Here is an 18,455-nt window from a genome sequence, read left to right on the forward strand (position 1 = left end):
ATAAACCTACAAATTTCGAGTGGTGACAGGCACCAATGACTTTTCAAGAATCGGCCCATAAGTATCGGTTCGTCGATCTCGTAAAAACTGTAATAGGTTTCTGGCAAATTCGATTTCTTTTAAATTGATGCTTTGAACTAGTATTCCTTCTTGTTCATCCAAGGAAAGGATGATTTCTCCCATCGGGTTGCTGATGAAGCTGCCCCCGTAAAAGTTCATGTCTTTTTCTTGGCCAACCCGGTTGACTGCAGCAACAAAGACACCATTATGAATTCCATGTGCGGAAATCGCCTTCGTCCATGCAGTCCTTGTCGAAAGCTCCGGATGATCCGGCTCGGATCCGATTGCAGATGGATAGAAAAGGATATCCGCACCCTTCAATGTCAAAATCCTAGCAACTTCAGGAAACCACTCGTCCCAACAAATACCGATCCCGATTTTTCCAAATTTCGTATCATATACCGGGTAACCAGTATCTCCCGGTGTAAAATAATACTTTTCATGATATTGCGGACCATCCGGAATATGATTTTTTCGGGTTGTTCCTAAATGATTGCCTGCTTCATCAAAAACTGCTGCACTATTAAAATAAACTCCTTTTGCCGCCCATTCATAGAATGGGACAATTAACACGACTCCAAGTTCTCTGGCAAGCTCCTGCATTTCCACAATCGCTTCATGATCATGGGGGATAGCTAACTGATAATGATCCACCGAAACTGTCTGGGCAAAATATTGCGCATGATAGAGTTCCTGCAAACAGACAATGTTTGCACCTTGGGCTGCTGCTTCCCTCACCTTTGCTTTTGCCTTTTCGATATTGATTTCGACTCTCTCATCACACGTCATTTGCACCAATCCAATTTTCACAGTACTCATAAAGAAACCTCCTCAACTATTTCATGGACAACCTTTCCGTCAACCATGGTAAAAACTACTTTTGTATTTTTGATTTCCTCATACGGAACCTCAAATAGATTCCGGTCAAGGACAATAATATCTGCTAATTTACCAGCTTCTATCGTCCCAAGTTCATGTTCACGGAATGAGCCATATGCTGGTACAGACGTATAGGAAAGGAGTGCATCCTTTAGAGAAATTCTCTCCTTCCCATCCCACACTACTCCATCATCATCCAATCTAGTAACCGCGCGATAGATTCCTGGAAACGGATCCAATTTAACGACAGGATAATCCGTGCCAAAAATAACCTTTGTACCCTGATCCAGCATCGTCTTTAATAAATAATTATGTTTCATTCTTTCCGGCCCAATTAATTCCTCATAAACATCTCTTGCTGTCACATTAATATGCTCTGGCTGTACGGAGGCAATCACACCTAATTGATGAAAACGTTCAATATCATTCGGATCAATCATTTCCACATGCTCAATCGCATGGCGGGAATCTCTTTCCCCATTTTCCTTTTGTGCTGCTTCAAATGAATCCAAAGCCAATTGAACAGCGCCATCCCCAATACAATGGAACCGCACCCGGAACCCTTCCTTATCCGCCTCAACTGTCCACCTTTTAATTGTTTCCTCCGGAAAAACCGTGCTCCCTTTGGTTTCCGGATTATTGGTATAAGGTTCTAGCAAATAAGCAGTATAGCTGGTGGTTACGCCATCAGCAAACTGCTTAAAACCGCAGAATTGAACCATATTACTTTTATATTTTTCTCGTAAACTTTTAGCGAGCTCCAGATCACCGTTTAACGGAGCAACGAAATGAACCCGTGTCGTCAGTTTTCCTTCTATTTCATAGCCGGCGTAGAGTTCTGCTTCTTCTGTACTCATTTCCGGAATCCGCAATAAGTCATGTACCGAAGTCACCCCGCATTTTACGGCCTCCGATAAAAAGTTATTTAGCAGCTTCTCTTTTACTTCGAGACTAATCGGCAGTACCTTCGTAACAAGTCCAACAGCATGTTCTAGTAATAATCCAGTCGGCTCACCGTTTTCATCTTTAACGATTTCCCCATATGGCGGATTTTCCGTATATCGATCGATACCCGCTAATTCCAGTGCCTTTGAATTCACCCAGGCACTATGGAATTCTGCTTGATACAGAAGGACTGGGCGATCTGGAATAACCTCGTCCAAATAGAATCGATGTGGTTCCCCTTCGTCCCATTCATTCTGCTCCCAGCTGCAGCCAATAACAAAGGGATCATCATTTTTTGAATCGGCATATTCTTTAACCATCTGCGCCGCTTCCTTTGCCGATCTGGCTAAATGAAGTCTGACACTATCATTCAATAAACCTCCCATTAGGAGATGAATATGAAAGTCATGAAAACCAGGCATAATTAATTGATCTTCAAAATCGTAAATCTTCGTCTGATGATCAATATAATCAGAAACATCCTCTGATTCTATGACTTTAACAATTTTATTTTCTTTTATGAGGATGGACGCTGGTACCGGTACATCTGAGGTACCTGTGAAAACTGCGTTCCCACGAATCACAATGTCTGCTTTAAGTTCCAATTTCTATCTCTCCCTATATAGTTAAATCATTGCTAGAATCTTCAGTAAAATCAAGTTGTGGCGGCTGAACACGGAATAATTTTGTTTTATATGCCAGATAGGCAATCCCTACAGCAGTCCAAATTCCTCCTAAAGTCATTGATTTACTATCCAAATCACTCCATAGTTTTATCGAAATGACGGCTCCAATTAGTGGAACAATCAAATACAATACAATTCCTTTTAACGACCTTTGCTTCCCTTTTATAAAATAATGAGCAATTACACTTAAATTTACAAAGGTAAAAGCGATTAAGGCCCCAAAATTGATAAAGGAAGTAATTGTGACAAGGTCAGTAAACAACGCCGCTAAGGCAAAAATACTCACTAAGACAATATTGTTAACAGGTGTTTTAAATTTTGGATGGATATAAGCAAAAAACTTTTTCGGAATAACGGAATCTCTGCCCATTGCGAATAAAATTCTTGATACACTCGCATGGGAAGCCATTGCAGAGGTAAATGCACAAACGACCATTGCAGCGATAAAAAGTGCATTAAAAAAGGTTCCGCCAATCAATTTTGCTACTTCAATCGCAGCCGTATCAAGATTTTTGTATGAAGTAAAATCTGGGTGAATTAAATGTGAAAGATATGAAATGAAGATAAAACAAGCTCCGGCAAAAAGTGTTACAAACATGATGGCCTTCGGGATCGTTTTTTCCGGTTTAATCGTTTCTTCGGCAAACGTCGTTAAGGCATCGAACCCTAAAAACGATAAACAGAGAATCGATGCCCCTGAAAATACGGCAATCAATGAAGTATGTTCAGTCGCAAATGGTGTTACTGAGAACAACGTTCCTTGCCCTGTTCCACCTAAAAGAGCCTTTACACTTAGGATAACGAAAAAAATCAGTACGAGGTATTGGAATCCGAGAAGAAGCATGTTCATGGTCACCGTTACCTTCGTACCAATCACATTGAAGACGGTTACAAGAACAATCATACTAATTATCCAGACACTAAAGGGAATGGACGGAAAATAATCTGTCAAGTAAAGAGCTATGATGAGAAAGTTAATCATCGGGATAAATAAATAATCCATTAGAATAACCCAGCCAACCATGAAGCCTAGGTGTGAGCTGATCGATTTTTGTGTGTAGGAATAAGCAGAACCTGCAATCGGAAAAACCTTTCCCATTCTTCCATAGCTGTAAGCGGTAAACAGCATGGCAATAAGGGCAACTATGTAAGCAGAGGGTGTTGCACCTTTCGAAATGGACTCAACAATTCCGAAGGTGGAAAAGACGGTCAATGGAGCCATGTAAGCAAGGCCTAACAATACAAGATGAAAGAAAGTTAACGACCGTTGTAATTGAACGGGTTTTTGCATCTATCATTCCTCCTTTTTAAAAATAGGCTCTGTTAAACCTAGTTGTTGATTTCCGCTCCAGGCACCAATCAACGTTGTTCAAAATCAACAATGTCCTTTAACACAGCCTAAAAATAAAAATGCAATTTTTGTGCCAATCCCAAGAAAGTAATAGGTGACTGACTTTTCAGAAAACATTTTATATTTCGAGCCCCTTAGTTATGCATAATTAAATAATATATGTAAAAATGCATAATTGCTTTTTTACTAGAAAAATCCTTGAACGATTTTAGATAGAATCCGTCATTATTTCGGACACCCATTGTAAAATAAGTGTAAACGATTGGAGAGTCAGAAATGAAGATTTTTTTGAAATACACAGAGATATTCCTAGAGAAGGTCCTGGAAATAATGAGTCTACTAGAAAAGCCTATCAATTAATTGAACAGTATGTTTCTCAACCCGTAATTTTAGATATTGGCTGTGGTCCTGGTATGCAAACGATTGAGCTTGCCGGTATAACGGACGGCAGTATTTTAGCTGCTGATTTAAATGAAGATTTTTTGAAGGTCCTTTCTGTGCGTGCTGAACAACAAGGATTTTCAAAAAAAAATTGACCCTCAAAAAGCTGATATGTGCAATCTTCCATTCGAAGAGGAAAAATTCGATGTAATTTGGTCGGAAGGAGCCATTTACATTATTGGTTTTGAAAAGGGATTAAAGGAATGGAAACGGTTTGTTAAACAGGATGGGATTGTGGCCGTTACGGAATTTACCTGGTTGAAAGACAATGCCCCAAAGGAAGCAAGAGATTTTTGGGACGAAGCCTATCCTGGAGCGGGTACCATTGACTCGAATGTACAATTGGCTAAGTCGCTGGGATATCGACTCATTGATTCCTTTGTTTTACCTGAGTCCGCTTGGTGGGAAGATTACTATACTCCTTTGGAAGAACGGCTCTCATTGCTTCGTGAAAAATACAAAGACCATGAGGATGCTCTAAAAGTAATTAACCATATCCAACAGGAAATCGATTTATATCAAAACTATCATGAGTATTATGGATACGTTTTTTATTTATTTCAAAAGGTAGATTAAAGCAAAGAAATTCCCCTCAAAATATGGGGAATTTCTTTTTCTATGCAGTACCGCATAAGTATAGCTATTTTGATTTCAGAATTTCCACAGTGATTGGAGTCAATTTCTTCGCGCTGATGAGGCTTAAAAAAAGAAACAGGTTCTCAAGTCCTGTTCCTCATTCGATTTCATCTTTAGCCAAAAATCTTACCATTTCAATGTGATCTCCATAATTTGAAAATCCATTACCGATTAGATCTTTAGGAGACAGCACCTTGTTATTAGAATCATAGGGAACCCAGCCAAAATTCAGCTGATCATTTTTAGATGTACCCTGGTCAATAAATGAATTCAATACTACCACCCATTCCCTTGGGATTTTCAACACCCCATATGGTTTGGTCTGGAATGAGATGTTCTTCTCCATTTGAATCCTAGGTAAATAATGTTCTTTCCCGTCTGTTATAAAAAATCCCCTGTCTCTCAACATATAAAACTTACCATCACTCAATTTACTATCCGGATCCATATTCCAAGTAAAATAGTACGTTGACGGGTCTTCGAGGTTAATTTTCCATAATTGTGGTTCACCTGTTGTATTGATCGATTCAAGTTCCCATTTACGCTGATTCCACGCCCATGAACTTGCACCGTATTTGTCTCCTTTTGATATATACGGCACAAATACATGTTTTTTATCAAGGGTGATTGTATCTTGAATCTTGCTTGCCGCAGCTTCGGGGAAAAGCTTATTAATCTCGCTAATTAATTGTTTTTTTGCAGGGAATGGGCTTAGAATTTGAAAGTAATACCCATAAACCATGACAGCTGCGAAGACTAATAAGACTAGACTTCCAGCTACCCATAAACTTTTTTTCAACAACTTAATTCCCCCTTTCTAACAACGAATTTTGGGAGCGAAAATAAAGCTGTTCATTCGGTGTAACAATTAGTAATCCTTTACCTTCATTTTTAACATAAACTATTACTTTCAAGCCGCTGCCAAACTTAGGTGAGGAGCCAATAAGCTGGTAAGGAAATCTTTCATATTTTTTCTTTGTATCCATGTTGGAATAAAACCATTCTTCACTATAGAGAGGTTCTTGTGTCATAGTATCAAGCTGCTTTTGTAAGTTCTCCTTATTTAGAGAATCATCTTTTGCTGGGGAATAAATTTTAACCAGCGAAGCCTGATTAATATTGGAAATATAGGTTGATACCTCTTTTTGAGGATATAACATTTGCTGAACAGGGATGGCAACAAAAGATGTAAGTAAAAATATAAAATTCGCCCAAAACCCCAGCCAAGCAAAATGACGATAAATCGTCCAGGAATCCCCCCTTCCTTTTAATATCCAGTATAAAATCCACACCCCAAGCGGCAAAATTGGAAACTTAATCTGCGTCCCAGACATATTCCAATTAATCGTAAACGAAAAAATACCGATAACGATGGCAACAATCGCTTTCCATTTCGTTGGCTTAACAGTCCGTTTTTTATACATTTGCAAGGCAATGGTGACAATGATAGCCCATGACACTGCTCCCATTAATAAACCGACCATAGAAAAGGAAAAATCAAATTTTATTATGTTGAAGCACCTCCCCATATAACAAAAAGGAATATTTTAACAACTAGTAAAAACTACAATAACACATATATCATCTAGCAATCTATAAAAAATAAGTGTCCCAAAATTCCTTTCGGGACACCCTTATCATCTTATTTCCTCAATTTATCGATTTCATCAGCCACAAATTGCACTTGAGTTCCAACCACTACATGAATGTTTTGCGGCCCAACAACTATCACACCCGGAACACCCGTTGCCTTAATCTTGTTTTGATCCACAGCACTCATATCTTTTACTTCAACTCTTAATCGGGTTACACAATTTTCAACAGAAGATACATTTGCATCTCCACCCAAGCCTTCATAAATTTTGGCTGCAAGCTCTGCAAATTTCCCTCCGCTTATAACGGACCCAACGGCTTCTTCATCTAAATCCTCTTCTCTTCCAGGTGTCATCAAATTAAATTTCACGATGATAAAGCGGAATAAGAAATAGTAAATGACGGCAAAAACTAACCCCTGGACAAGGAGCATATACGGTTGATTGGCGATTGGAATTTTCAAGCTTAAAACAAAGTCAATCAATCCAGCGCTGAAGCCAAATCCGGCGGTCCAATGGAATAAAGCTGCTACGGCTAAAGATATACCCGTTAATACAGCATGAACCAAATAAAGGACCGGTGCGACAAACATAAAAGCAAATTCAACTGGTTCTGTCACTCCTGTAAAAAAGGAAGCAAATCCTGCTGCCATCATTAAAGAGGCAACTTGTTTCTTATGCTTCGTTTTTGCCGTATGATACATGGCGAGCCCTGCAGCAGGCAAACCAAACATCATTACAGGGAAGAAGCCTGCTTGATACATACCGGTAACACCTTTAACCCCTTTACTCGCCCAGAAGTTCCCAATATCGTTAATTCCGGCAATATCAAACCAAAAGACCATATTTAAGGCGTGATGTAATCCTAGTGGAATTAATAATCGGTTGAAGAATCCATATAGACCAGCACCAAGAGCACCTAATTTACTAATCGCTTCACCGAAGGAAACCAGACCGGTAAAAATTACTGGCCAGACAAAATAAAGTACGAGGGAAATGAGCAACATGGCAAGTGAGGTCATGATCGGCACGAGCCGTTTACCACTAAAAAAGGCTAGTGCATCCGGTAATTTTACATGGCTAAAACGATTATACGTACGGGCAGCGACAAGACCTGAGAGAATCCCAACAAAGGCATTTTCGATTTTTCCAAAAGCAGGGTCGACTTTAGCTGCGTCAATACCTTGTAACATCGCAACAGAACTGCTTGAAAGCAAGGTGGTCACGACCAGGTAAGCTACCAAGCCGCTTAGTGCCGCCGAACCATCCCTCTCCTTTGCCATGCCCAATGCAACTCCAACGGCAAAAAGAATCGGGATATGATCGATGATTGAGCCTCCTGCTTTAATTAAGAAAGCCGCTACTGGACTGCCAGCCCCCCATCCGGTTGGGTCAATCCAATAGCCAATCCCCATGAGGATGGCTGCGGCCGGCAATACAGCAACAGGTAACATTAAGGAACGACCAATTCTCTGCAGATATTTCTTCATGTTAATTCCTCCTGTTAAAAGATTCTAGAAAGCTAACAACCAATTAACATCAAAAAATAGTTTAACAATGAGAAAATATAATGCCCTTTAAATAGTAAATTACCTTAGGTCCCGCTCGCCATGGACCACCCCCTCCATCATAATTTTTTATTATTTTATTACTCCGCAACCGTTAAAATACATATTTAGCCAAATTCATAGGGTGAAAGGAAAAAGTACTTAATAGATTTCTTTTTTAGAGGCTGTGTTATACTTGGTTGTTGATTTCCGCTCCAGGATGCTCTCTTTCCGCGGGGCGGGCGGTGAGCATCCTCGGCGCTTTAGCGACTGTGGGGTCTCACCTGTCCCGCTGCTCCCGCAGGACATTGAATGACATCCTTGAATCCACCCACGCACGAAGAAAATGCGTTAGCATTTTCGAGGAGTCTCGCATCTTCCGCTCCAATCAACTTTGTTTAAAAATCAACATTGTCTTTTACAAAGCCTAGAAAAAAGAAAAAGGATAGCTAAACACATCAGCTATCCTCTTCAATATTAAAACATTTGAATGATTTTCCTTGCCGAATCCACCCCATTTTCGATACAGTCAGGGATTCCCACACCATAATAAGAACAACCGGCAAGGATGATTCCAGGGTAATCAGCCGCCATTTTGCTTTCAAGTGCTTCAACACTTTTTGGATGGGTAATTAAATAATTCGGCATTTGATCGGTCCATTTGGTGATTTCATTGGCAACTGGCTTTGCTTGAATTCCAAGGCTTTTGCGAATGTCGCCAAGCGCAACCTCTAGTAATTCTTCTTCATCCATTTCCTCTAAAGAAGCAAATGAAGGATGACTGCTTTTATAAAAGAGTCTGACCAACAGGTTTCCGGATTTTGAAGTGTGGTCCCATTTCCGGCTTGTCCACGTACAGGCATTGCAGGATAATTCATCCGTATTTGCAGTGATAAATCCCGTTCCATCCGCTGGAAGTACACTGTCGGGTACATCAAAGCCAAGATACGCACTAATTAACGAACTATTTTTCAATCCTGAAAACCTGCTTTGAAGATCCTGGTCATCGATTAACGATTCAGCAGCCGTATTTGGAATACTTAGCAAGATGTAATCCGCTTCGATAATTTCCTCATTGTTCAGAAACAACTGATAACGGCTGCCCTCTTTTTCAATTTTATTGACTTTTGTATTTTTTAAAATTTCAGCTTCATCCAGCTTTTGCTCATACGCGTCAATCAGTGAACCTATACCATTTTGAAAAGAAAGAAACTTCCTTTCTCCGCCTTTAAATTTTTGTTTATTAGCTTCAAGTCCTTTTATGATGCTTCCGTATTTTTCCTTATAATCAATCAAATATGGAAGAGTAGATTTGATCGTTAAGTCACTGAGTTTTCCGGAATAGACGCCGGAGAGGACTGGGGCAATTTGTTTTTCAACCAATTCTGTTCCTAAGAAATGCTCAAGAAAGGATCCGATGGAGTCATTTTTTGTAAATGTTTCATTTTTTGTATAAAAATCCTTTAGTGCTGCCACTTTTCCATCTGCAGAAACGAGCGTGCTCTTCGCCAGCGATTCAATGCTTGCCGGAATTCCAAACACTGCATCCTCTGGAATTGGATTCAATTCTCCATCACTGTAAATAAAGGAAATACCTGTCGCATTATAAACCACTTCTTTTTCCATCTCAAGTTCTTCGATCACCGTTATGTTCTCCATTTTACGGGCGACAATGGAATCCGCTCCTGCTTCCATTACAAATCCATCTTGTTTGACGGTTCGGATTTTCCCTCCAAGCTGATTGGAAGCTTCTATCAGAATCAGCCTGACATCTGCCCCATTCGCCTTCTTCCATTTATGTAATTCATATATGGCCGATAACCCCGTAATACCGCCACCGATTACTACGACTGTTTTCACTTCTGCCACCTCTTATATAGTTCTATATTTAGTCCATTACAGTTTATCATATCAAGGGAGGTAGCCGTTACCTCAATAAGAATGGATAGATTTTAACTCTCTCCCTATAAAGTTAGCAGGAACAGGACTAAGTTTTAATTCTTTTGCCCAAATGGAAAGTTGACCAATGTGATGGATCTCGTGAGAAATGATATGATGTAGGATTTCATCAAATGTATATGTATGTTCATCCCAAGGAACACTAACAAGTTTCTGTTTTAATTTGGCAAAATCTATTTTTAAAAATTCAACTATTTCTTTTCGATACGAATCTGATAGTAATTTAACTTTATCAAGTGTATTATAATCAACAAACCGAACTGCCACATCTTCTTTACCTTGACTGCCACGAAGCCAACTATATTCCACATCAATAATATGAAAAAGAGTATATAAAATACTCCCTACTCCACCACTGCGTTCCTTTAACAATTCTTCTATCGGCAGTTGCTTACACCAATCAAACCATTCATCTCTTATTTGCCAGTTATACTCAAAAAACTTGATCAATGCAGTCACTCCCTTATTTAGTTATGTATTCAGGCAAAAAATGAGCTTTGGAATGTCCAAAGCCCTTTTTTGTTGATATTCAAAGCGTGAAATGAGCGTAAATTTACTTGTGATTAGCTCTCGTATTTAAGGTGAATTGTTATGTTGCACCCAAAACTTAGAGCATACCTTATGATTTCTTTGCAATCAATTCAATTTCAACCTCTGCATCAAGCGGCAGGGCAGCAACGGCGACTGTCGTTCTTGCCGGAAACGGTTGGCTGAACTGTGTTCCGTATACTTCGTTCATTGCCTTAAAATTTTTCATATCAGTTAAATAAACATTCACCTTAATCACATCATCCGGCGTTAAGTCTGCAGCCTCGAGAACCTTGAATAAATTCAAAAAGCATTGTCTTGTTTGCTCCCCAATACCACCTTTGACCAATTCGCCTGTTGCGGAGTCAATTGGCGTTTGACCCGAAAGATAGATCAAGTCACCTGACTCAACAGCATGTGAATAAGGACCGATTGCTGCCGCACCCTCAGCATTATACGCTTTTCTTGCCATTTTAAGCTCCTCCAATCTTTAAGCCTTACTGTTATGAATCTTTTGAATCTGAATTTCGATTCTTTCACTTAGGAAGGTTGAACCAAGGATCAGGATTCCGCCAACCATTTGCATGAGGCCGATGCCTTCCCCTAAGAAAATCGCTGCAAATATTACTGCTGAAATCGGATCAATATAGCTTAATACGGCAATCCTTTGGCCCTTTAATTCTTTAATGGACGTAAAGTAAAGGAAATAAGCAATCCCCGTATGGATAATCCCAATGATGATAATAAATACAATCGAATTTGAAGTAATACCAGAAAAATTCAAATGATCCTTTAGGAAAACATATGGAAAAAGGACTATAGATGCAACGAGTAACTGAACGAATGTAGTTTCAAAGCCAGACAAGTTTTTAATAAACTTATTGATTAATACCACACTCGCATATAAGGCTGCTGCTGATAGACCGTAAAGAATTCCAGTCACATGGTGGTAATTCTCCCCGCTATCAGCTCCCCCAATATTTACTACAAGGAACAAGCCAATCATGGCCGTGATGATGCAGCCCACCTTAGCAGGAGTCAGTCTTTCCTTTAATACAAAAGGAGATAAAGCCATGACAAAAACTGGTGCAAAATAATAGCTTAAGGTTGCATTAGAGACGGTTGTATAGCGATAAGATTGAAACAAAAGGATCCAATTAAAGCCGATGGCCGCTCCGGAAAAAATCAAAAGCATAAGATTCTTTTTAACCGCTTGAATGGAGGGCTTCTGTTTAGCAATCACTAAGAAAAAAATAAGAAATATACTACCAATGATTCCTCGCAAGAGTGCAATTTCACTTGAGGATAGATTAATATTTTTCACAAAAATGCCAAGACTCCCCCAAATGAGCATAGCGGTAATTATTTTTAATTGACCTTTCACATGAAACTCCTTTCTGCCAAACGATTGAAGTATTAATTAAAGATTATTCTAATATTTGGAAGGTTTCAAGAATTAATTTTTCTAAGCCGATAGATCAGAAATCGCTCATTCGGATTGTGTTCGAAAAGCCCCGGTAGTACGATTTCCTCCTGGAGTTCAAATGGGGTATGGTTTTCGAGATAGTAAATATAGTTTTCCGATGGATAATATAGAACTAAATCGATTTCACGCAGTGATTTTTCTGCTGAAAGTAAGACATTATTTACGATTTTGATGAAAATTTGAATCGTAAAGGGATTAAAGAAATAAAAGCAATTGTCTAATGGGTTAATCTGGTATTCTTCAGCAAAACAGCAATGGAACTGAATTTTTTCGGTCCGCAGTTTTGCTTTTTGCAAATAACGCTCTCGATTCGCAATGGCCTCCTGAAATAATCCCTCGTTCATTTCAACGCCGATTACCGTTGAATGGAATAAATGATGGGTGAAAAAAAGAAGCCTCCCTTTTCCACAACCAAAGTCTACAACCCGATCACTGCTTTTTAATTTATATTGGCCAAAAAATGTTTCTAGTGCTTGATAAGGAGTTGGCTCGTATCGATGATAATGAAATGATTTCGTGGGAGTCATTTGAACCGCACCGGTCTTAATGTTCAGTTGTTTGTCATATAAATGTTCTTTCATGGTTTTACTCCTAATGGTTTATTAAGAATATGTATTAATTACAGGCATGGAAAAGCTATGAATCCATTCATTAAAGACATTTTATCAAGTTTCTTCACGAGTTTAGTCCTTAAAATCTTTTTTTAGGACATTTCTACTTGGCTCTTTACGTGTTTTGTCCTTAAAATCCTTTTTTGGGGCATTTCTTTATGGCTCTTCACGCGTATTGTCCTAAATCTTATTCAACAAAGTTTGCCCTATACCTAAATTAGACGACTGTTAGTGTCTCGGCCCCCAAAGCATAACAGATACCCCAATTATACATATTACCGCACCAATCCAATCATAGGTATCCGGGGTTTTCTTATCCATACCCCATCCCCACAATACAGATAGAATAATGAAAACACCGCCATAGGCAGCATACACTCTCCCAAATGAAGGAAACTTCTGAAGCGTCGGGATGATACCATAAAGAATTAAAACAATCCCGCCAATAATCCCATACCAAAAAGGCTTGCCATCGCGCAGCCAAAGCCAGATCAGATAACCTCCCCCGATTTCTGCAATCCCTGCTAAAATGAATAAGGTAATCGTATAAATATCAAATCACTCCTAAAAATCTTGTGCTAGAATAATAAAGAATATTTTCATGTGAACGGTGGAGATCGTAATTTTAAAAGATAAAATCAAAAGCCTCCCAACATCTCCAGGAGTCTATCTCATGAAAGATTCCCACGGCAATATTATATATGTTGGAAAGGCAAAAAACCTGAAACGCCGTGTTCAATCTTATTTCCAAAACTCAAAAGCCCATTCACAAAAAATTGTAAAACTAAAAAATAACATAAAGGATCTTGACTATATCCTTACCGACACTGAATTCGAAGCTTTTATGCTCGAATGTCATTTAATCAAGGAAATAAAGCCATTTTTTAATCGAAAAATGAAAAACCCGCGATCCTATACCTATATTGTGATTAAAACGGATAAGAAAGTTCCGAGTATAGATGTTACGCATAATCTAATCTTCAATCACAAACACCTATATTTCGGGCCATACATCAACAAGTACACTGTTGAAAAAGCAATCTCAAACTTAAAAGAATTTAAGAAAATCTTGTGTACGAATCTAACCAAAAGGAACGAACCTTGCCTGAACTATTCATTAGGTTTATGTAATGGCATTTGTCTCGGGCATCCCACAGCCCTTGAACAATACAATAACAGCATAAATGACATCATTGCTTTATTAAATGGCACTGACCTAAGCATTCTGGGAGAAATGAATGAAAAAATGGCCCAGGCATCCGAAAATTTCGACTTTGAAACGGCCTCGAAATATCGGGATTTTATAGATTCCATCAATTTTATTTTAAATAAAGAAAAAGTAATCGAATTTACGGAAGCAAATAAAAATATTGCTGTAATCGAATATTTACAGGATCGCACATTAAAGCTTTTTCTTATTAAAGGAAACAGAGTTCTTTACAGTGACAAATATATCGTTGCGAGCATAATTGAACTTTGTCCACTCATTAAAAAAGACATTTTGACTTATTTTCAAAAGGGAGATTCAGATGAATCCCACAAAATCAGTAAAGATGAAATCGATGAAGCCCAAATTATCTACAGTTATATAAAAAGCAGCACCAGCAAACATCTGATAATTCCTGGTCATTGGCTTAATTCAAAAAACGATGCTTTAGATTGTGAAATAAAAAAATTATTAATAGGGGATGAGAGCTAAAACCTATTTAAAAGCTCTCTAACCCCATCTACTATATCAAAAGGCATGACTCCATAATGGGATAAAGTTTTAGCTTTTTCTTCTCCAGCTTTTGCATGTAAATAACTTGCCGCAATCATTGCCGCTAGCGGCGTAGCACCTTGAGCGAGAAATGAAACAATTAACCCAGTGAGCACATCCCCACTGCCGCCCTTCCCAAGAGCGTCATGACCGTACGGATTGATATAAATCTCGCCATCTGGACTAGCAATCACCGTGCGATGCCCCTTCAATAACAAGAAAACATTAAAATCTTTTGCAAAACTTTTAGCCGTCCCTATCCGATTTGCTTCCACTTCTTTTACCGAAGAATTTAATAAACTCGCCATTTCACCCGGATGCGGAGTAAAAATAACATTTCCATTATATTCACGAACGAATTCTAACTCGTTCCGAAGTAGGTAAAGTGCATCCGCATCAACTACAATCGGTTGACCTGTTAACCCGCCAATTATATTCTTTACCCATTCTTCACCTCTGGAAAATCTACTAATTCCCGGACCAATTGTAATACTATCAAACTGCCCCATACGAGGCTTAATCTCTTCAACGGAGCTGCCTGCGAAATGACCATCTTCAGCAGATAATGGCAACATTAACGATTCCGGACACTGTGCGGACACCATGGAGTAAATGCATTCTGGAATGGCTAATGTCACCAATCCTGCCCCTGAATAGAGGGCAGCCTTGGCGGAAAAAATGGGCGCGCCCACATAATGACAAGATCCACCTAGAACAAGTGCATGCCCAAATGTTCCTTTATGACCATTTTTCGGACGCACCGGCACTGCAGCTTCAGCCAGTGATTCTGTAATTAGCCTTGGCATATCAAGTCCCAATTCCTCACAAGCCGAAGGAGGCACGGAAATATCTACTGCCTTCCACGCACCAACATACATGGGACCGTCTTGCAGGAAAAATCCCTTTTTCGGAAAAACAAAGGTTATTGTTTTTGCAGCGTTCACTGCTGCTCCTTCTACTTTTCCAGTATCACTGCTCACCCCCGAAGGGATATCGACTGCAATAACCCATTTCTTATCGGACAATTCATTTACCATCGAAATAACCTGATTGAAAGGCTCTCGAACAGGTCCGTTCACTCCCGTTCCCAAAATCGCATCAACGATAATGTCAGCTTGAACTAACTTCATCCGAAGGGCCTCTTGCGTATTTTCATGTAAATAGAAAATTGGAAGCCTCCGATTCATGTATACATCAAAGTGGACTTTTGCATCACCTTTTATTTTCTCAGGCTTTACTAACAAACAGAGCAGCGGCTTCAGGCCTGCATCAACCAGTTTTCTGGCAATCACAAAACCGTCTCCTCCATTATTTCCTCCCCCAGCAAGCACAATAATTCTAGGATTTTCATATGGGGTGCATGCGAGAATTTCTTCTACTACTCTCCCTCCAGCATTTTCCATTAAAATTATACCAGGCACCCCGATTTTTTCCATTGTATATTGATCCATTTGCTGCATTTCCTTTTGCCCTGCAATGAACATTTAAATCACGTCCTTATACTTCCATTTTTATGATTATAAGAAATTTTTTTTACGATTCATGGTCTCTTTTTTACAGTAGATTTACATCTCTTTAACTATGCCTTAGTATTTTCAATTTAGAATATAGAGTATAGATAAAGTCATAAGCGTTCAAATGACATAACAGTATTAAGTTTATACCCATTCTCACCAAACTTTCCATAGGGAGGAATAATATGCAAAATTTACTTAATGGTATGTTCGAATTATTTCTGGTGATTTGCTTTGGTAAGATTTTTTACTACTCCTTTTTTGCTCCCCGAAAAAAGCGGATCTAATGCAAATAATATTTAGCGTGACTCTTTTTTTTTTGCCCCAAAAATAAAAAACCCTCCTATATGTAAGAGAGTTCATCCATTAAGTTAAATTAATCATTCGGAATCATTAAATTTTGCTTCATTAAAATTTCATCTAAAAACGTCATTAATTCTGATCGCAGTTCATTCGTTTGAAGAGCCATCTCAATCGTTGTTTGAATGAACCCTAGTTTATCTCCTACATCAAATCTCTTTCCTTCAAATTCATAAGCAAAGACCCTTTGTATTTTGTTGAGCTGCTGAATAGCATCAGTTAATTGAATCTCACCTCCAGCGCCTTCTTCTTGCTTATCTAGGAACATAAAAATTTCAGGAGTCAAAATATATCTACCCATTATGGCTAAATTAGAAGGAGCTGATCCTAAGGAAGGCTTCTCCACGAAATTCCTCACTTGATACAATAGACCATCTTGTTCTGATGGGTCAATAATCCCGTATCTAGAAGTTTCGCTTTCTAAAACGGTTTGAACACCAATTACAGAGGTCTGAATTCTATTGTAAACATTGATCATTTGTTTCAAGCAGGGAGTTTCCGCTTGTACAATGTCATCCCCCAGCAAAACAGCAAATGGTTCATCTCCGATAAATTTACGTGCACACCAGATGGCATGACCGAGTCCTTTTGGTTCCTTCTGCCGAATATAATGTAAATCAACTTTTGATGATTCCTTTACCTTTTCAAGAAGATCAAATTTCCCTTTTGTAACCAAGTTTTCTTCTAACTCAAAAGAGTTGTCAAAATGATCTTCAATTGCCCGTTTTCCTTTTCCCGTTACAATAATTATATCTTCAATTCCAGACTCCATTGCTTCCTCAACGATATATTGGATAGTTGGCTTGTCCACTATAGGAAGCATTTCCTTGGGCATAGCTTTTGTAGCCGGTAAAAATCTTGTACCCAATCCTGCCGCAGGAATAATTGCTTTACGAATTTGCTTCACTACTCTCACTCCTTTTCCAAAATAAACCTAAACACAAGAAAGCATGTTTTCGAATACATCGCTCCAGTTTTTCGCTTTCGCTACCTGCTTGCGAATAAGCATATTGTTATCTTGATTCTTATAACTTGCTAATTTTTCACATTCATAGATAAATTCACTTGGTTGATTGTTTTCTATATAGCTATAAACCGATTCTTGAACATACTTTTTGGTAGAAGGTAAATTAATCCCTACAACCGGTTTACCTGCTGCCAGAAATTCAAATAATTTCAATGGGAATACGGCCTGATTGTATTGGGAGGGTTTATATGGCATGATCCCAATGTCGATTAAATTCATATATTTCGGAACATCAGCAGGAGAAACACTGCCGGTCCATAATACGTTCTGTTCCGTTAGTAACTTTTTAAAATCAGAATCTTGATTTGTTCCATCTGGACCTACGAACAAAAATAGCCACTCCCGCTTTTTTCTTGCCACTTGCTGGATTAGCTCAAAATCAAGCTTCGGTTTAATTCCCCCGATAAATCCCAAAACAGTGCCATTAAAGTTTTCCGGAAGAACATGTTCAACTTGAGTATGTTCGCTTGCAAATAGCTCGAATTCAACCCCATTTTCAAATGTAAAGACTTTTTGAGTCGAACCTGTTTTTTCTATCATTTGATCACGTAAATATTCAGAAGTGCAAAAGATGGTATCGGCCCTCTGAATAATCCGATTTTCTGCTTTTGCAATAATGTTCTGTCTAAGAGTAGATACGACTGAACTTTTCCCGTTCATGGGTGAAGCCCATAAATCACTGCAATCATATATGACCTTGTCCCATGGAAACAGATCTGAAAGTAATGGGAAACCGGGAAAGGTGTACCAAAGATTGATCATATACTGTCCTTTGAATTTTTTTAAATAGGAAAGGAAAGGGAGCAACTTTGATTTATAGAATCCATCCATATAGCGTCCAAACCGAAACATCTTATTTGGCAGCAAATCTTGTACCGACCATTGTCCGATTCCGTTTGACAGTGTTTTTGCAGAAACTTCCTTACGATTTGGGCTTGGACAAACCCAAATCACTTCTTTCGTATCCGGTTGTTGTTGCAAAAATTCTGCAAGTCGATGTCTTCGATAACGGAGCCCATCATTTTCCCATTCCCCTGTTGCTACCACAATATGAATTTTTTCCATTTATCCAAA

Annotated in this window: 18 protein-coding genes; 3 read left to right on the plus strand and 15 right to left on the minus strand. The window is 38.8% G+C overall.

Going from position 1 to position 18,455, the window contains the following annotated elements:
- Window positions 1–6: 6 nt before the first annotated feature.
- From E2K98_RS20390 to E2K98_RS20400, 3 genes are read right to left on the minus strand one after another with little or no spacing between them, the layout of a single operon-like run.
- On the minus strand, window positions 7–879 hold the full coding sequence (locus E2K98_RS20390) for a carbon-nitrogen hydrolase (protein ID WP_133337376.1): 873 nt from the start codon (window positions 877–879) through the stop codon (window positions 7–9).
- Window positions 876–2,489 carry an amidohydrolase gene (locus tag E2K98_RS20395; protein WP_133337378.1) on the minus strand — a complete coding sequence of 538 codons (1,614 nt, stop codon included), beginning with the start codon at window positions 2,487–2,489 and terminating at the stop codon, window positions 876–878. Before E2K98_RS20395 ends, E2K98_RS20390 begins: the two co-directional genes overlap by 4 nt.
- A 13-nt stretch (window positions 2,490–2,502) precedes the next feature.
- Window positions 2,503–3,861, minus strand: coding sequence for an APC family permease (locus E2K98_RS20400; RefSeq protein WP_133337380.1), 1,359 nt, complete (start codon window positions 3,859–3,861; stop codon window positions 2,503–2,505).
- A 473-nt stretch (window positions 3,862–4,334) separates the two neighbouring features.
- Here E2K98_RS20400 and E2K98_RS31770 point away from each other — a divergent pair, with 473 nt between their 5' ends.
- Both E2K98_RS31770 and E2K98_RS20405 read left to right on the plus strand, forming a co-directional pair.
- The gene (locus tag E2K98_RS31770; RefSeq protein WP_235824883.1) at window positions 4,335–4,457 is read left to right on the plus strand and encodes a hypothetical protein; all 123 of its coding nucleotides are present in this window, start codon (window positions 4,335–4,337) and stop codon (window positions 4,455–4,457) included.
- On the plus strand, window positions 4,423–4,938 hold the full coding sequence (locus E2K98_RS20405; RefSeq protein ID WP_235824884.1) for a class I SAM-dependent methyltransferase: 516 nt from the start codon (window positions 4,423–4,425) through the stop codon (window positions 4,936–4,938). Before E2K98_RS31770 ends, E2K98_RS20405 begins: the two co-directional genes overlap by 35 nt.
- 157 nt (window positions 4,939–5,095) lie before the next feature.
- Here the strand turns inward: E2K98_RS20405 and E2K98_RS20410 are convergent, their stop codons facing one another.
- The 9 genes from E2K98_RS20410 to E2K98_RS20450 form a co-directional block, all read right to left on the minus strand.
- Window positions 5,096–5,800, minus strand: coding sequence for a hypothetical protein (locus E2K98_RS20410; protein ID WP_133337382.1), 705 nt, complete (start codon window positions 5,798–5,800; stop codon window positions 5,096–5,098).
- Between the two features lies 1 nt (window position 5,801).
- A complete protein-coding gene (locus E2K98_RS20415; protein ID WP_208025399.1) occupies window positions 5,802–6,467 on the minus strand; it encodes a hypothetical protein in 666 nt (221 codons plus the stop codon).
- Window positions 6,468–6,640: 173 nt separating this feature from the next.
- A complete protein-coding gene (gene nagE / locus E2K98_RS20420) occupies window positions 6,641–8,080 on the minus strand; it encodes an N-acetylglucosamine-specific PTS transporter subunit IIBC (RefSeq protein ID WP_133337384.1) in 1,440 nt (479 codons plus the stop codon).
- Between the two features lie 534 nt (window positions 8,081–8,614).
- A complete protein-coding gene (hemG, locus tag E2K98_RS20425; RefSeq protein ID WP_133337386.1) occupies window positions 8,615–9,997 on the minus strand; it encodes a protoporphyrinogen oxidase in 1,383 nt (460 codons plus the stop codon).
- Between the two features lie 72 nt (window positions 9,998–10,069).
- Window positions 10,070–10,546, minus strand: a complete 477-nt coding sequence (locus E2K98_RS20430; RefSeq protein ID WP_133337388.1) for a DinB family protein — start codon at window positions 10,544–10,546, stop codon at window positions 10,070–10,072.
- A gap of 169 nt (window positions 10,547–10,715) precedes the next feature.
- A complete protein-coding gene (locus tag E2K98_RS20435; protein ID WP_133337390.1) occupies window positions 10,716–11,096 on the minus strand; it encodes a RidA family protein in 381 nt (126 codons plus the stop codon).
- An 18-nt stretch (window positions 11,097–11,114) separates the two neighbouring features.
- Entirely contained in the window at window positions 11,115–12,008 is an 894-nt protein-coding gene (locus tag E2K98_RS20440; protein ID WP_133337392.1) for a DMT family transporter, read from the minus strand.
- A 65-nt stretch (window positions 12,009–12,073) separates the two neighbouring features.
- Window positions 12,074–12,691, minus strand: coding sequence for a class I SAM-dependent methyltransferase (locus tag E2K98_RS20445; protein ID WP_133337394.1), 618 nt, complete (start codon window positions 12,689–12,691; stop codon window positions 12,074–12,076).
- A 258-nt stretch (window positions 12,692–12,949) separates the two neighbouring features.
- On the minus strand, window positions 12,950–13,273 hold the full coding sequence (locus E2K98_RS20450; protein WP_133337396.1) for a YnfA family protein: 324 nt from the start codon (window positions 13,271–13,273) through the stop codon (window positions 12,950–12,952).
- A gap of 58 nt (window positions 13,274–13,331) precedes the next feature.
- Between E2K98_RS20450 and E2K98_RS20455 the strand changes: the two genes are divergently transcribed.
- Complete coding sequence (locus E2K98_RS20455; RefSeq protein WP_328591988.1) at window positions 13,332–14,420, plus strand: GIY-YIG nuclease family protein; 1,089 nt, start codon at window positions 13,332–13,334, stop codon at window positions 14,418–14,420.
- Here E2K98_RS20455 and E2K98_RS20460 read toward each other — a convergent pair.
- The 3 genes from E2K98_RS20460 to tuaH form a co-directional block, all read right to left on the minus strand.
- Window positions 14,417–15,964 (minus strand): NAD(P)H-hydrate dehydratase, encoded by a 1,548-nt coding sequence (locus E2K98_RS20460; RefSeq protein WP_133337401.1) that lies wholly within the window; start codon window positions 15,962–15,964, stop codon window positions 14,417–14,419. The two genes, E2K98_RS20455 and E2K98_RS20460, sit on opposite strands and share 4 nt — an antisense overlap.
- A gap of 406 nt (window positions 15,965–16,370) precedes the next feature.
- Entirely contained in the window at window positions 16,371–17,261 is an 891-nt protein-coding gene (gene galU / locus E2K98_RS20465; RefSeq protein WP_133337403.1) for a UTP--glucose-1-phosphate uridylyltransferase GalU, read from the minus strand.
- 27 nt (window positions 17,262–17,288) lie between these two features.
- Window positions 17,289–18,446, minus strand: coding sequence for a teichuronic acid biosynthesis protein TuaH (gene tuaH, locus E2K98_RS20470; RefSeq protein WP_133337405.1), 1,158 nt, complete (start codon window positions 18,444–18,446; stop codon window positions 17,289–17,291).
- Between the last annotated feature and the right edge of the window lie 9 nt (window positions 18,447–18,455).

This window comes from Bacillus salipaludis (assembly GCF_004358205.1).